Source organism: Cupriavidus sp. 05N38 (assembly GCF_056397345.1).
In genome coordinates, this window is record NZ_JBFTNF010000117.1 from 1 (window position 1) to 15,044 (window position 15,044).

Here is a 15,044-nt window from a genome sequence, read left to right on the forward strand (position 1 = left end):
GGAGGAGGCAAAGGCTGGCCCGCCGTGAGGAATCAAACGCGGGTTAGCATGACTGCCAGAGCCGCATGGTGTGGACAGTGCCACACCCGGCGATTTCCAGCGCGGAGGCCAGCATGGAACACGATAGCACTTTGTATGTCGGTTTAGACGTCCATAAGGATTCGATCACCGTTGCTTATGCACTCGGCATGGCCGAGGTCGAACTGCTTGGCAAGATCGGTACGTCGAAGGCCGATATCGATCGCCTGTGCAAGCGCCTGCAGTCTAAATCGCGCCGGATCCGCATCGTCTACGAGGCAGGCCCCTTGCGGCTATGGCCTTTATCGGCAGCTTGCAGGGAAGGGATTCGAGTGCATGGTGTGCGCGCCGTCGCTGATCCCGAAGAAGCCCGGCGAGCGCGTCAAGACCGATCGGCGCGATGCGGTCAAGCTCGTGCGATCGCTGCGCGCCGGTGACCTCTCGGCCGTGTACGTGCCCAGCGTCGAAGACGAAGCATTCCGGGATCTGTCACGTGCCTGGGTCAGCGCCAAGGACGATCTGAAGCGCGCCCGCCAACGGCTGAAGGCCTTTCTGCTTTCGCACGGTGTCCGCTACACCGGCAGAGCTGACTGGGGGCCAGCACACCGGCGCTGGATAAGCGCATTTGCGTTCGATAGCGACTGGCAGCAACTTGCCTTTGACGAATATCGACGTGCTATCGAGGACCGGCTCGCGCAATGCAGCCGTCTCGAAGCGGCCCTGCGCGAGGCGGTGGCCAACTGGCGCTTCTACCCGGCCGTACGGGGCCTGCAGGCCATGCGCGGGGTGCAGTTCACCACAGCGATAGGCATCCTTGCCGAATTGGGTGATCTCTCACGCTTTGCGCATCCACGCCAACTAATGGCCTGGCTCGGTGTGACGCCCGCCGAACACTCGTCCGGTGAGAAGCGACGACAGGGCAGCATCACCAAGACTGGCAACAGCTACGCCAGAAAGCTGCTCGTCGAGGCTGCCTGGAGTTACCGGCACCCGGCACGTGTGAGCCCCGAGATCCAGCGCCGGCACGAAGGCATCCCCAAGGCCATCGTTGATCGGTCCTGGGACGCCCAGGTTCGACTGTGTCGGCGCTATCGGAGACTTGCCGCACGTGGCAAGAACCCGAACATTGCGGTGGTCGCGGTGGCCCGCGAACTGAGCGGGTTCATCTGGGATATCAGCCAGCTCGCGATGTCGCTTGCCGTACCGAACGAGGCACAGACAACGTAACCCAGCGCCGGTATCAATCTATCTGTCACTACTGTGAGACCAGTTTCCTGAAGGCGGCGTAGCCCGGCACACGAGCAACCCGCGAAAAAGCTAAGCAATGGATTTCATCCGACTTGCGGCGCTAGATAGCGGGCAGGCTCATTGGGCGGACCTCTGTAATGCGGTAGCCAACCCGCGGATATCAGCGTGATCCACCGTCGAGACTTACTGCTACGTCGCCCTCAGGAAATTGGGTGAGGAACAACATGGAACTGTGAAACCGAACCAAACCAATCTCGATTGACACGGGGAGTCATATCAGCTTTGAAACAGAAACAACGCCTGGCACGCACGCAGCTTCTGCCAGCCTGCGTTTGAGTTCAATCGGGTGATTGCGGCTCCCGTGCAGGCGACCGCCCCGTTTTGCCACAGACTCCAAAGTAGTCCCCACCAAATTCTGATGGTGACTACTCTGGATACATTCACCTTACGCGTCTACACGGCCTTCAGCGGACGGTTACGAGAGGGCGCGCGCATGGTGGCAAGTTCGCTGCCGCCGGCGTCGGCAAACCGAGCAGCGGCCTCATGGCAGCCTGATACCGCCCGTATAGCGCTACATCGTCGCGGGATTGGCTCCAGTGGCCGCGTGTCTGAGGTACTGATCCGCAAGCGCAAGCTCAGCCTGTGCATGGTCAAGCGCTTGCACGATGGCCTGCACATCCCCTACGAAAGCCTGCTGTCGTAAGCACGCGGGCACCAGGCAAACGGCGGAGGCGCCGAACGAGGGCAATTTGCAGTGAGCATTGCCGGCTACGGCGGCGAGCCCCACCTTGCTTTGCGTGCTCGATGAGCGGACGAACGAGCTGGTGGTCGACAAGGAAGTGGCCTTTCGCGCGAGGCGGCCCGAGGGGTTCGCTATGGTCGGATGTTCGCCGCGGATGGACGAGCCTGAGCGGCGGGTGACCGGGGCGAGACCGGCATAGGCGGCAAGATGCGCGGCTGAAGCGAAGGCTTCGCGACCTCAGTGAGGAGTCTGGCGGCGGTCCTGACGCCGACTTCCGGCATGCTGGTCAGGACCGGCCAGCGAGGGTGTGCCTGTACCAGGCGTTCGACTTCGCTGGCGACCTCGTCGCGTTGTTTGCGTGAGGCGACGAGCTGCAGGGCCAGGCGCGGCATGACGATGGTGGCTGCCTACGCGCGCTAGCATGGTTAGGCGGCTGGCGAGCGTCTTCTCGCTGGTCGCGGCAAGCTCGGCGGGCAACGGGTAGCGCTCGAGCAGATCGAGCACGGCCGGATGGTCCATGCGAGGTCCGTTCCAGTGCGGATGGATCTGGGTGAGCAGGCCGCGAATGCGGTTACTGGTTTGGGTGATTTGGGCAGCCAGATCGTCGTCGAAGCCTCACAGCATGGTGAGTTCGGCGAGTGGTTCGTCAGCGAGTCGCAGCGAGCGGGGCTCCCTTGTTTTCCCTGCAAAAAGTGACGAAAACGACTGCGTCCTGCCGCAGCCATCGAAGAGGCCCGGAAACCTGTTTTACTAGCCAAGCCACACCGCGTGCCCTGGATGCTGCAGGCAGCGGTGATACCGCGGCCGCGCCAAGGGCAGATAGGTTGGATGAATTCTGCCGTGTCCTGGCATCTTGGTAAAGATCCCTTTCTGGTCGTGCGTCAGTGGGCGTATATTTAGATTGCGGTGCCAACCCGTCATCTGCTGCCAAAAAGTGCAGCAAGGGGCATAACACGAGCAGTGAGGCCGACGCATGCATGCGCTTGAAAACCCTAGGGAAAATCACCTCCTGTCCGTTTTGCCCGAAGTGGAGTGGGCTCGCCTAACTCCGCTACTGGCCGCGGTAGATTTGCCACTAGGCCACGTTATCTAGGAGTCTGGAGACCGCCTCGATCATGTGTACTTCCCAACCACGTCGATCATCTCTCTCCTCTACGTCATGGAAGACGGCGCATCAGCCGAAATTGCGATCGTCGGTAATGAAGGCATCGTGGGTGTTGCCCTTTTCATGGGAGGCGAAACCACGCCGAGCCGTGCGATTGTACAGAGCGCTGGCCGCGCCTATAAGTTAAGCGGCGCCGCCATGAAGCAAGAATTCAATCGAGGTGGCCCAATGCAGCGACTACTGCTTCGCTATACGCAGTCGCTGATCACGCAAATGGCACAGACCGCTGTTTGCAATCGGCATCATTCAATCGACCAGCAACTTTGCCGTTGGCTATTGCTGAGCATGGACCGCTTGCCGTCCAACGAACTGCGCATGACGCAGGAGTTAATCGCCAACATGCTGGGCGTGCGAAGATCTGGCGTGACAGAGGCGGCGCCGAAACTACAGAGCGCCGGCCTGATTCGCTACCGTCATGGGCATATCGAAGTACTCGACAGGCCTGGGTTGGAGCAGCGTGTGTGCGAATGTTATGCCGTCGTGAAGCAAGAATGTGATCGTCTGTTGCCCGACTTACGAGCGATTTGAGCATGTCACATCGGCAACGAACCACTTCGGATTTCCATGGCAAAACTGCGACTGGCTGAGTTCATTCTCCACGACATGGAGACCATCCTGGCGCAGTGGGAAGCGTTTGCGAGTACGCAATTGCCGGCTTCGGCGACTATGAATCCGCCGGCACTACGCGACCACGCCGAGCAAATTCTGCGGGCAGTCGCAAAGGATTTGTCTACTTTCCAGACCAGGATAGCCCAGGCAGAAAAGTCGAGGGGCCTAGCCCTCCAATTGATCGACGCCGCAGAAACCGCCGCACAGACGCATGCCCATCTTCGCTTGCGAAGCGGCTTCGACATCAACCAACTGGCGGCTGAGTACCGGGCTCTGCGCGCCAGCGTTCTTCGTCTATGGATCGACAATTGTCAGCCTGACTCACCTGATCTCGATGACATGATCCGATTCAATGAGGCCATCGATCAGGCGCTGGCAGAATCGATCGGTCTTTTTACTGCGCAAGTGGACCAGGCTCGCAACCTGTTTTTGGGAATGCTGGGCCATGACATGCGAAGCCCCCTGCATATCATCCAGTTGACTGCGGTCTATCTTGCGAGTGTGGAAGCTGGAGAGAACGTATCCGGTGCCGCTCAGCGGCTGATCAAGAGCGGTGCTCGCCTGAAGGCGCTCCTGGACGATTTACTTGATTTCAATCGAACATCGTTGGGTCTACGTATCAATCTTGGTTCGGACAAAGTCGACTTGGCGAACTTGTTCGCCGAAGAGTTAACTCAGTTACGCGCTGCGCATCCGGGCCACGGGATCAATCTGGAGGTGAAGGGCGACACGCAGGGTGTTTGGGATGGTCGACGTCTGCAGCAGTTGCTCGGCAATCTGGTGGTGAATGCAATCAAGTACGGAGCGCCGGACGAGCCTGTACGAGTAGTTGTGGCCGGAGACGAGCGGGAAGTTCGCTTCGAGGTCAGGAATAGTGGGCGAGCCATCGAGCAATCGACCCTGGCTCAGCTCTTTGACCCTCTAAAGCGGGCCCCCGAGCATGAGAGCAGCCAACCCGCCGATGGCAGCCTTGGACTAGGCCTGTACATCGCGCGCGAGATTGCCCGAGCTCATGGTGGCGAGATAACAGCACGGTCCGACCAAGAAGAAACGGTATTTGCTGTCCGCTTGCCTCGCTGCGAGTAACGGTCATGTTGCATTGCACGGGAGTGCACTGGATCAGGTACCTTGCTAAGTGGATCTTGAAAATCATGAGGGAATGCTTGCGTAGCTGCGAAGAGTTATTGCCTGTTGCGTTGGTGAACGCCTACCTTGGAAATCGGGAGCTAGCCCCGCGAAGATGCGAATAGCCTCGCGCGTGTGCTCAAGCGACGCGGGCCGATCGGCGGGCATCGCGTTCTGATCGTTAGCCGGTGCGGGTGGCGTGGCGTCGTGCTCTTCCATCGTGGGCTCCCTCAGGATGGCGCACCTCGCCAGCGCGAGACGCCTCTTGTCAGCAAGTATAACCAGCCCCCGGACGCACGGGGCGGGGTGGCCAGCGCGGGCCCCATTGCTCTGAACAACAGGGCAATATTAGGCCTAGAGCGCGCCCTGAAGCTTCCAAGTCCGCATGATCAGAGCATCAAATTTCCGGCCCCCTAGTACGAATACCGCACGAGTCCTGCGAATGAGTTAGACGTGGTCAGTGTACCGCTTACCGGGAACCGGCGTATTACCTTCGCTGTGCAAGCAAAACATGGCTGCGTGAAACGCGTGGCCGATACAATATGCGATCGGCACAACGGCGCATAAGAGCATAGGAGCGCTCTCTCGGTCATTCAGGACGGCGCCCCCACCTGCTCCTTCTCAGGTGAAAAAAACCTTTCTCCTCAAGTCGGTAGATACGCAAAGCCGGCGGTATGTCGGCCAATCTCGGACGACTATCGTGGAGCCACCAAATCAGTTGTATCCCTCCCCCCGTTTTGATTCTGAACATCCCCCTCATCGACGCATTCTTCACCGCACCCTTTCCCAGCTCTAGTGTCCATTCGGAGGAACGCCAACTGAGCCCGGCGGCATGCTAGCGACAATCCCGTCGTTCGGCGATCCGGCGCCCAGATATCGAATCGGGTGCCATCCCCGCTGCGGCTCTAACGTCGGATTTTTGCGGCAGTTTTTGAGGATCTGTCTGAACCCGCACCGAAGAGCCCTTGCCGAAGCGCGCCGCAATCGCGTCTTGCACACTTGACAGCGCTTCGGCCTGGTGCTTTGCTTCCTCTGCTTCCCGCGCTTTGCGCGGTTCCCCACGCAACGCCGCCCGCGGCAACTCGCGGCGAAGAACCGCCACTCACTCTGCAATGGCGTTGAAACGCCTTGTGTCGGCGAACGCCCAGCCAGCCGCAGATTCTATGCCAACCGTACAAAAGGAGTTGATGGGCGCTTTGATGACGGGGAAAGTTGGCAGGAAGCTGAGTCAGGCATCGCGAAATGCGGGCACGCTTTCTAAACGAAAAGACGGAGTTCCCGATCTTTCATTAGGATCTGGGACATAAATGCATGATGCGCCTACTGGAACAGGCGCTAGTCTGAGAGTCCCTTAACGCAGGGCACCAACCGCCGCTGTGCAATATTCGGCGGCAATATCTACCACTGTCTTGTAGAAATGCGTCGTACCGGGGCCACGTTACCCGAGCGATAGCCAGCCCCGTTTGGACACAGGTTCTAGCACAGTGAGGATTGGCTGGAGCGCGCGTGCGCATATCGATTTGCGCCGATTCGTCCTTGGCGCGCAATCTGCCTTGGATCGGTCCTTGCAGCTCGTTCTTGCCGAAACTTCTCCCGGATCCGCCATGCCAAAGACGCCAGCCCCCAAGAAGCCTGCCAACAGCGCAGCTAACAAGCCCAAACCCGCGCCCAACGAAACCGCGCCGCCAACCGTCACTGGAGCAACCACCAGCGATAAGACACAGACCGTCAGCCGGGCGGCCACCGGGGCGGATGCCGCATACGACCGCGCCGTGACAGAGCGTCTCGCTCCCCGGCCTACGGTATTGGGCACCGATACAGTCGGCAATCTCGTCTCGAACGAGGACCGCGTGCTGACCACCAACCAGGGCATGCCSATTGGCGARGACGAYAACTCGCTTCACCTGGGGGCGCGTGGCCCCACACTCCTCGAAGACTTCCTGCTGCGCGAGAAGATCACTCACTTTGATCACGAGCGCATCCCGGAGCGCGTGGTCCACGCGCGGGGCGCCGCCGCGCATGGCTACTTCGAGTTGTATGAGTCGCTGGCGGAATTCACCACTGCCGACTTCCTGCAGTGTGAGGGAGCCCAGACGCCAGTGTTCGTACGCTTCTCCACCGTGGCGGGCTCACGCGGGTCGGCGGATCTTGCGCGTGACGTGCGCGGCTTCGCCGTCAAGTTCTACACGCGGCAAGGCAATTGCGATCTGGTCGGCAACAATATGCCGGTGTTCTTTATCCAGGACGCCATCAAGTTTCCCGACTTCGTCCATGCGGTGAAACCCGAGCCGCACAACGAGATCCCGCAGGCAGCGTCGGCGCACAACACCTTCTGGGACTTCGTGTCGCTGCAGCCGGAATCAATGCATATGGTGCTGTGGACCATGTCAGGCCGCGCGCTGCCGCGCAGCTTCGCCACCATGGAAGGCTTTGGCGTGCACACCTTCCGCCTGATCAATGCCAAGGGGAGTGCCACCTTCGTCAAATTTCACTGGAAGCCGGTGCTGGGCGCGCATTCGCTGGTGTGGGACGAGGCCCTCAAAATCAACGGCAAGGACCCGGACTTCCACCGCCGCGACCTGTGGGAATCGATTGAGAACGGCGCGTTCCCAGAGTATGAATTCGGCGTGCAACTGGTGCCCGAGGAGGACGAGCACAAGTTCGGCTTCGACTTGCTCGACCCGACTAAGCTGATTCCCGAAGAACTGGTGCCGGTGCGCCGTGTGGGCAAGATGGTACTGAACCGCAACCCGGACAACTTCTTCGCGGAGACCGAGCAGGTGGCTTTTCACCCCGGGCACCTGGTGCCGGGGCTGGATTTTACTAATGATCCGCTGTTGCAGGGGCGGCTGTTTTCCTACCTGGACACGCAGCTCACGCGGCTGGGCGGCCCAAATTTCCATGAGCTGCCGATCAACCGGGCACTGGCCCCGGTCCACAACAACCAGCGCGACGGTTTGATGCGTCAGACGGTGGTGGGAGGTCGCTCCAGCTATCAACCCAACAGCGTGGGCGGCGGTTGCCCGTTCCTGGCGGGCAACGCAGATGCACACCTGAGTTACGCTGAAAAGGCCGCGGAGGGTGCGGCCAAGGTGCGCCGGCGCAGCGACACATTCTCCGATCACTTCTCGCAAGCCAACCTGTTCTGGCGCAGCCAGACGGATACGGAAAAAAGTCAGATTGTCGATGCCTACACCTTCGAACTCTCCAAGGTGGAGATCCCCGACATCCGTGCCCGTGTGGTTGGCCAACTGGCCCATATCGCGGCCGAGCTTGCCGCCGGCGTGGCGAGCAAGCTCGGCATAAACGTGGAGCCTGTGGGCAAGCCGGTCGAGATCGACGATTACGGCCTGGCGGCTTCGCCAGCGTTGAGCCTGGCGTCGCAGCCGAAGGGCAATATCCGTGGCCGAAAGATTGCCGTGCTGGTTGCGGACGGCGTGAGCGGCGCGGCGGTAGCCGCGTTCAAAGCCCGGGCCGAGGATGCCGGGGCATCCGCCAAGGTGATTGGCCCGCGCGCTGGCGGCGTGACTTCCGCGCAAGGCAAGGTGGTGCCGGTCGACCACGCGCTGTCGTCCGTGGGTTCGGTGCTGTTCGACGCGGTGTACGTGCCGGAGGGAGACGTCGACGCGTTGCAGGCCGACCCCGCCGCCCTGCTCTTCATCTGCGAGGCCTATAAGCACTACAAGCCGATCGGCGCAGGCGGCACCGGCACCTTGCTGATTGCGGCCGCCGCTCGCGCGGCCGGGATCGACGGCGGCTTTGCCGGGCCGGGCGTGGTAATCGGCAAAAACGATGGGGGCGCCCAGCTCGATGCATTCCTAGAGGCCGTGGGCGAGCATCGCTGGTGGGCGCGCGCGGACGCCGCGCGGGTGATGGCCTGAGTGGTGGGCGCAATGCGCGAGGCGGGACCCCCGGTGCTGCCATCTCGCCTCACCTGAGCGACGCCCGTTCAGTCGCGCCGCGTTGCTGGCAGCAGTGGGGCTCCGCAGTGGTCACCGTTCTGGCGGGCGTGGCTAGCCGCCCGCCTCCACGCCGCCGCCGTGGGACGTTCGATGCGGGCTTTCCCATTGCGCGAGGCGGTGCTGACCAGTTGTGAGGAAGGCCCCGTGGTATCAGATGAGCCAGACCAGATTAACTCAACGAATACCGCGAGTGAGTTCGGCGCGGCGCGCTCGCTTCTCTACCCTCCGATGTCGTATAAACGTAGGAGGACCTAGGACGCTGTGCCAACGCGCGCGCCATCTTTCATGAGACGCTCGATCTTTGCCAGGTCGTCGGGCTTGCAGAAATGCTCAGTAAAGCCCGCTGCTATTGTAGCTTCGCGCTGCGCTAGTGATCTTTGTCCGGTGTACGCGACGAGGCGCCATCTGGCAGTTGGATAAAGCTCCCCCAGGCGCCGAGCCGCTGAGATTCCATCCATTCCAGGCATCTCCACGTCGAGAATGATTAAGTCCGGCCAGAACCATGCGACAGCGGTTATCACCTCCGTCCCGTCCCCGCAGACAACCACTTCGTGTCCCAAAAACGCAGCCAACGCGCCTAGTGGCTCGCGCTCTGACGCATTATCGTCCGCAATCAGTATTTTCATAACCCCAGACCCCCAAGGCACTATTAAATGCAAGCGCGGTCCCAGAAGAGGTCCCTTTTCGATTGTGCGGTGCAGCGCAAGGGGGCGCGGGTGTGGGCGCGTAGGTACTATGAGGAATCGCATTTTGTGATGGCGATGCGCCGCCGGGGGAACGACGTCCMCTCAATAGTTGCGGAACCGTCGGCCCCTCGGTCCGGCTCGTCGGCGGCAGGATCCATCGTGAGCATGCCCGTTTTTTCGCGTTCGGCCGGCGTATCCATTGCACTGGGTTCGCGTGGAATTCTGCCGCATGCCGAGGTATGCCAGTTGCCAGTGGTCCATTGCGCTTTTTCCCAATCCTATTTCCGGAATGTTGTACTAGTGCGCAAACAACGCGATCAAGATGATGATCGGAATAGGTACCCCAAGCATAAGAAGAAGAAGCGAGCGCATCGTGTACTCCTAAGCAGGTCTGACTGCAGGTTCGCTCATTGCGCGTTGCGAGACGACCATATGGTCGCGCCGAGCACCACCAAAGGTTGCGCAAAGGCTGGCAAAGAATGCACCGCAAAGCAAGGCTACGAAAAACCATAGACTTCCATGTGCTGTAGCCTTGCGCGCCATGTCTGCCCGCTGCGCAGCAGCAGCTTCTTCAGTCTTGATTGCTTTGTCGAGCCTGCTATATGTGTCCAATACACGTTTCTCAGCGTCCACGTCGCTCAACCCTGTGAACCGCGCCACCTGCCTCGACGCATACAGCTTGTCCTCGGGCGTTAGCCCACCCGATCGAACATCGTGCAAGAAAATGGCAGTCATTTCGGCGCGGGGTACGGATTCGGCAGTGCTTGTTAAAGGTTGGTCGGAGCGCCACAACATATCCCCAAAGTAAGCACCGGAAGCGGTGCGCTGCTGGGACGGGTCGGGCGAGGCTGCGACCGATCGCGCGCTCGCCAGGAGCCCAGCCGTGACGGGCGCGGTCGCACCAACCAGGATGGATCCGATCGTCGCAGTGAGGAACGCTGCCGTAGCCAGGGAAGCGACCGCCCACGCCAAAAAACCATGCGCGGTATCCCGAAAATAAACTTCGTCCGTATGCACTGAGGCCCATTTCACGCGGAGACGGCCTGCCAGATAGCCGCCGATTCCGGCTGCGGCAAGCTGAGTAAAAACGAGCCAAGCTATGGTTGAGGCGCCCAACGTGTTCGCGCTGGCACCGTTGCCAGCCCATGGGGACGCGGCGGAAAGTCCAAGACCAACTCCCAGAATGAGGAGAATCAGCGAGATTGCTGCCGCAGCACTTCCGCCGGCTAAAACTGCCCCCCACGCGACGCCCGAAGCGGTTGAATCGGGTTCCGTCACTTGCTCCGGGCCGTCGAGAAAATGGGATGTCATGATTGACTCCGGTTCGGGAAACGAGGTGGGCGAGGTGGGCAGGCACGCAAGCTCTGCGATTGACTTCCTCAAAATGCCTTTCGCAAAAATTATGCCAACGATGAGTCTCGTCTTTGAACTGGCCCAGTGCCGAGTGCCCTAGGTTTCAATGCACGCTCGTCGCGCCGCGCAGGCAGGTCATTCCTGCAAGTTCGGTAGAAATATCCACATTCTTGCCAGTTATCCCCTCCTGAATGGCAAGGTGTCGGTACGTCCGTATCTGGAGCGGCCCCCTGAATCGCCTACAAGGACCTTCAAATCCGGTCAATTCTTTTCTCAATCCAGCCTGCATCAAATCCGGGGCGAGCGACGAGATGGGACTGCACACCTACAACCGGCCTACGAACGCGCTGAGCTCGGGCCAGAATGCTTAACCGCTCAGCATGGCTCCATCCGGACAGCGGCATTGCAGTTTGCGTATGCCACTCGATTCATCGAGCTGTCATGCTGTCGGTCCAACCTGTCGTCGATTCGTCCGTTGTAGGCTGTCAAGAAAAGATGACTCGGAATCCCTATGTAACGTCAGGGTCGCTCGGAGGTGAAGCAAGCTGGGACATGGTTAATCATGAATGTCTCACCACGATTCAGCAGAGCCCGGATGATGCGTGCATGTTTGGATTCGCTATTGGACCAAAGCGCGCAGGGCATAGTCAAGGTGAACGCCCTTTCCGTTTTCCAACTTCGACGGCATTCCCACGGACGCCCCGCACGTTCGGGCGGCCTGATCGATTGGTAGACCGTGGGAGCGCGAGTCGCGCGCACTCTATCCCCGAGATCGGAGCACATCTTGATCGTGGCACGGGAGGGCAAGGTTGAATCTGGCAGAGGTCTTGGCATGTGCAGCTCAAAAAATAGGGCATGTAAAAGAGCGACTCCATCGTTATTTCACGAAAGTGAAATTATATCTGCGAACGCCCGATCTCACGCCAGTGCAAACGAATGCAATAGTTTGATGCTGCGATGCCCTTGTGCTACTGACCCACGGGTTACCGCGAGAGGAGCGCGGACGACTATGTTTGTGACGCCGCAGCCCCCATCCAGCCCGGTCTTCCCGCGCGATATGCGAGGTCACCCAAAACCACGATGTGGGTACCCATCATGGCGTCAAGGCCTCGCTCGTCGGCGCGCGGAGCGCAAAGCAGGCTGGCCGGGACATATGACATCGTCGGGAGGCGCGGCCTTGACTTCCGGCAGGCCCCTGCAGATTGGATCCATGTTCACCACGTAGGTCACTGCTGTCAGCGCCCCCCTTCCAACTCATCCTCTTTGATGAAATTGCCCACACGGCCGTTGCTCGTATGCCGGTTCGCGCGTTGGTCCTCATGGCGTCATGTATGAAACGTTCCGCGCCCACGTGCGAGCCGATGCGCAGCCCCAGGTCATCATCCTCTCGGCGCAGCATGGCTTCATCCAGCCGGACGCGGAGATTGTCCTCTACGATGCCCGCATGACCGCAGGTCTCGCGAAGACCATGCTCTCGGACCTGTCGACGGCGATGGCCGATGCGGCGTGGCCCGACCAGCTCGGCCCGGTTTTTCTCGCCGGCGGCATGCACTATCGTCGGGTGATGCGCGCAGCCGTAGAGCGGTGGGCCCGTAAGGTTGGTGCTGGCAGCGCGCCTACGATCATGGAAACCAGCGGCGGCATCGGGATGCAGCGCTCCCAGCTCGGCCAGTATCTGGACAGCCTAGCCAATGAACTTACCGAAGAGATCGGGCGCTTTCCCAACGGGGTGCCCTACTTCCGCCGCGCTGGGCCGTTCACGGTGGGCGAGCGCGTCATTCACGTCTACCGTCACCTGCCGGGCATTGTGCCCGGTTGGGCAACCATCCGGACCCTTTTCCAAGGACCCAGTGGCCTGACCGCCGAAGCCGATGTCGAGGAGGGAACGGGAAACCGCGCGCACATCGTTTCCCGTTGGATTGCCCTGAACAGCCTCCAGCCGAACCAATGACTATCACCATCCCCCTGCAGCTGGAAGCCAAGGCCCTCGCTGCCAACCTCGATGGCACGCCCGGCGCCCTGCTTGCCCTCACCCATGCCGGCTACCGCTACTGGACCAAAGCCAGACGCCTGCATTTCCCGCCGCCGCGGCGCGAAGCGTTGCTGTTGGAGATCATGCGTTTCTGTGCAGACACAAACCTGCTGGAGTGCGCCCCCGACCCTGAGGACCGAGACCGCCAGCACGTGATAGAAGAGATGCTCGATGCCCGCTATCTGCGCTATGCACGCCTCAAGCGCAATCGGCATCGCGCATGAGCACGGTGGCGACCTTCTCTCCAGAGCCACACGGCGGCGAGCATCTGTCCGCCTGGTTCCACCCCGCTAACCTGAAGGCTGTGTCCGCCTCGAAGAGGCGGCAGGGGTGTGGGGAAAGCGGAATATCGCGGTAGGAATGCCCATTGCTGGACACCCCCCGCACAGATCCCGGCGTGCCCAATTCAGGCACCGGGCTCCCACCTTGGGTGTTTGACGGCGAATCTGTCGCCTGGCCATGGATGAAGGATTCGAGGTTTCGGGAGCCAGTCCTTGAGCCAGTGCCCTTGGATGGGTATTGGCTCATGCATGCGCCGCCATAACTGCTCCTTGATTTGCCTGAGTTTCGCCTGCATGCGATCCCCCCGGGTCTTCCGCTGGAGCTGGAAGGCGCCGCGACGAGATTTGCCGCAGATATGTACGAGACCCAGGAACGAGAAGGTCTCGGGTCGGCCAAGACCCTGTCGCTTTCGCCTGCCCGCTACGTTGCGGCCAAACTCAAGCAACCTCGTCTTGTCCGGGTGAAGCACAAGCGAGAACTCCTCCAACCTCAGTCGCATCGCTTCCCAGAAGCGCCGCGCGTCGGCTTCATGCTCAAAGCCGACAACCACATCATCCGCGTACCGCGAGGTGATGACATTGCCCTTGGCTTCGCGCCGTCGCCACCGGTTGGCCCAGAGATCGAAGACATAGTGCAGGTAGACATTCGCGAGCAGAGGCGATATGACAGCCCCCTGCGGTGTGCCCTCTTCACTGACGCTCCACTCTCCGTCCTCCAAGACGCCCGCCTTGAGCCACTTGCGCACAAGGCGGATGATGCGTGGGTCGCCAATCCGATGCTCCAAGAACCGGACCAGCCATTGCTGACTGACCGAGTCGAAGAAGCTCCGGATATCGGCGTCCAAAATCCAGTTCACCGGGGTGCGGGTGATGGCCACCGCCAACGCATCCAGCGCATCGTGCTGGCTACGCCCGGGCCGGAACCCGTACGAGAACCCGAGGAAATCCTCCTCGTAGATCCCGTTTAGCACTTCCACCGCCGCGCGCTGGACAATCTTGTCCTCCAGCGCCGCGATCCCCAACGGACGCAGCTTGCCATCCGGCTTCGGAATGTACTGTCGCCGAACGGGCAACGCCCGGTACGCTCCGCTCTGTACTTGCGCGTGCAGACGCCGGAGATGTTCTTCCAGGCCCGCCTCGTAGTACCGCCATGTCACGCCGTCCACTCCGGGGGCCGCATTGCGCTTAAGTGCACAAAACGACTCTCGAAGCCGGTCAACCGTGATGTGGTGCAGGAGCGCGGTAAACCGCTCCTTCTTCCGCTGCCTTGCAACTTGCCGTACACGTTCCAACCCCTGTGACACGCTTGCCCGGTTCTGTGCCCGGCGCGTGTGTGGCTGACCCGTGTTCCCCTTGGTCCCCGCCCTTGGCTCCACCCACTCCGCAGCCCGTTTCCAGGCCTTGTTCGCAGGCTTCGTCGCTACTATGGCGGAGTCTGACTTCTCCCGTCCGTTCATCATCGGCTTTGGCTCCTCGCCTTCCCGATGCGGACCCGTCCGTACTGCGACTGGCCAGATGGGAGATCTCCCGGTTCCCGCACAAGGAGCGTCCGTACGTGCCAGGTTCTCAGACCACGCCGGGTCGTCGGAGCGCTCGCGAATGCGCGCCCCGCCGTGTTGCCTTCCGCGTACTGAACCGCGTCGGCACCCGGGATATATCTATCGCGGCTCAATGGCTGGCCCATACGCTCCCCTACCGACGCTTCGCCTACCACCTCGCGGTGGCCTGCGCACGGCTCGGGGCCGATGTGGCTCGCTATTCCTTCATCGTAGTGGACTTGCACCACCAACTCCTTGCCGGTCTCCCGGCGCACTCAGTATATA

The 15,044-nt window shown here is 60.8% G+C and carries 7 protein-coding genes and 3 pseudogenes; 6 read left to right on the plus strand and 4 right to left on the minus strand.

All coding sequences use genetic code 11. From position 1 onward, the window contains the following. Window positions 1-113 precede the first annotated feature (113 nt). Window positions 114-1,245: pseudogene (locus AC1DK4_RS39360) on the plus strand (IS110 family RNA-guided transposase). An 898-nt stretch (window positions 1,246-2,143) separates the two neighbouring features. Here the strand turns inward: AC1DK4_RS39360 and AC1DK4_RS39365 are convergent. Next, a pseudogene (locus tag AC1DK4_RS39365) lies at window positions 2,144-2,674 on the minus strand (transposase); the annotation flags it as partial. Window positions 2,675-2,981: 307 nt separating this feature from the next. Here AC1DK4_RS39365 and AC1DK4_RS39370 point away from each other — a divergent pair. The 3 genes and pseudogenes from AC1DK4_RS39370 (at window position 2,982) to AC1DK4_RS39380 (ending at window position 8,788) form a co-directional block, all read left to right on the plus strand. After that, window positions 2,982-3,701, plus strand: a pseudogene (locus AC1DK4_RS39370) (Crp/Fnr family transcriptional regulator). A 45-nt stretch (window positions 3,702-3,746) separates the two neighbouring features. Further along, window positions 3,747-4,868, plus strand: coding sequence for a sensor histidine kinase (locus tag AC1DK4_RS39375; RefSeq protein ID WP_441622585.1), 1,122 nt, complete (start codon window positions 3,747-3,749; stop codon window positions 4,866-4,868). 1,643 nt (window positions 4,869-6,511) lie between these two features. Further along, window positions 6,512-8,788 (plus strand): catalase, encoded by a 2,277-nt coding sequence (locus AC1DK4_RS39380; RefSeq protein WP_441643571.1) that lies wholly within the window; start codon window positions 6,512-6,514, stop codon window positions 8,786-8,788. A gap of 332 nt (window positions 8,789-9,120) precedes the next feature. Here AC1DK4_RS39380 and AC1DK4_RS39385 read toward each other — a convergent pair whose 3' ends face one another. Together AC1DK4_RS39385 and AC1DK4_RS39390 are read right to left on the minus strand one after the other, a co-directional pair. Further along, window positions 9,121-9,618 (minus strand): response regulator, encoded by a 498-nt coding sequence (locus AC1DK4_RS39385; RefSeq protein WP_441622573.1) that lies wholly within the window; start codon window positions 9,616-9,618, stop codon window positions 9,121-9,123. Window positions 9,619-9,936: 318 nt separating this feature from the next. Continuing rightward, window positions 9,937-10,866 carry a hypothetical protein gene (locus tag AC1DK4_RS39390; RefSeq protein ID WP_441622575.1) on the minus strand — a complete coding sequence of 310 codons (930 nt, stop codon included), beginning with the start codon at window positions 10,864-10,866 and terminating at the stop codon, window positions 9,937-9,939. Between the two features lie 1,369 nt (window positions 10,867-12,235). On the opposite strand from AC1DK4_RS39390, the gene AC1DK4_RS39395 reads away from it, so the two are divergent. Beyond that, window positions 12,236-12,859, plus strand: coding sequence for a DUF6884 domain-containing protein (locus AC1DK4_RS39395; RefSeq protein WP_441622577.1), 624 nt, complete (start codon window positions 12,236-12,238; stop codon window positions 12,857-12,859). Next, a complete protein-coding gene (locus tag AC1DK4_RS39400; protein ID WP_441622579.1) occupies window positions 12,856-13,164 on the plus strand; it encodes a hypothetical protein in 309 nt (102 codons plus the stop codon). Before AC1DK4_RS39395 ends, AC1DK4_RS39400 begins: the two co-directional genes overlap by 4 nt. 182 nt (window positions 13,165-13,346) lie before the next feature. Here the strand turns inward: AC1DK4_RS39400 and ltrA are convergent, their stop codons facing one another. Next, window positions 13,347-14,681: a group II intron reverse transcriptase/maturase gene (gene ltrA / locus AC1DK4_RS39405; protein WP_477132209.1), complete on the minus strand. Its 1,335-nt coding sequence runs from the start codon at window positions 14,679-14,681 to the stop codon at window positions 13,347-13,349. Between the last annotated feature and the right edge of the window lie 363 nt (window positions 14,682-15,044).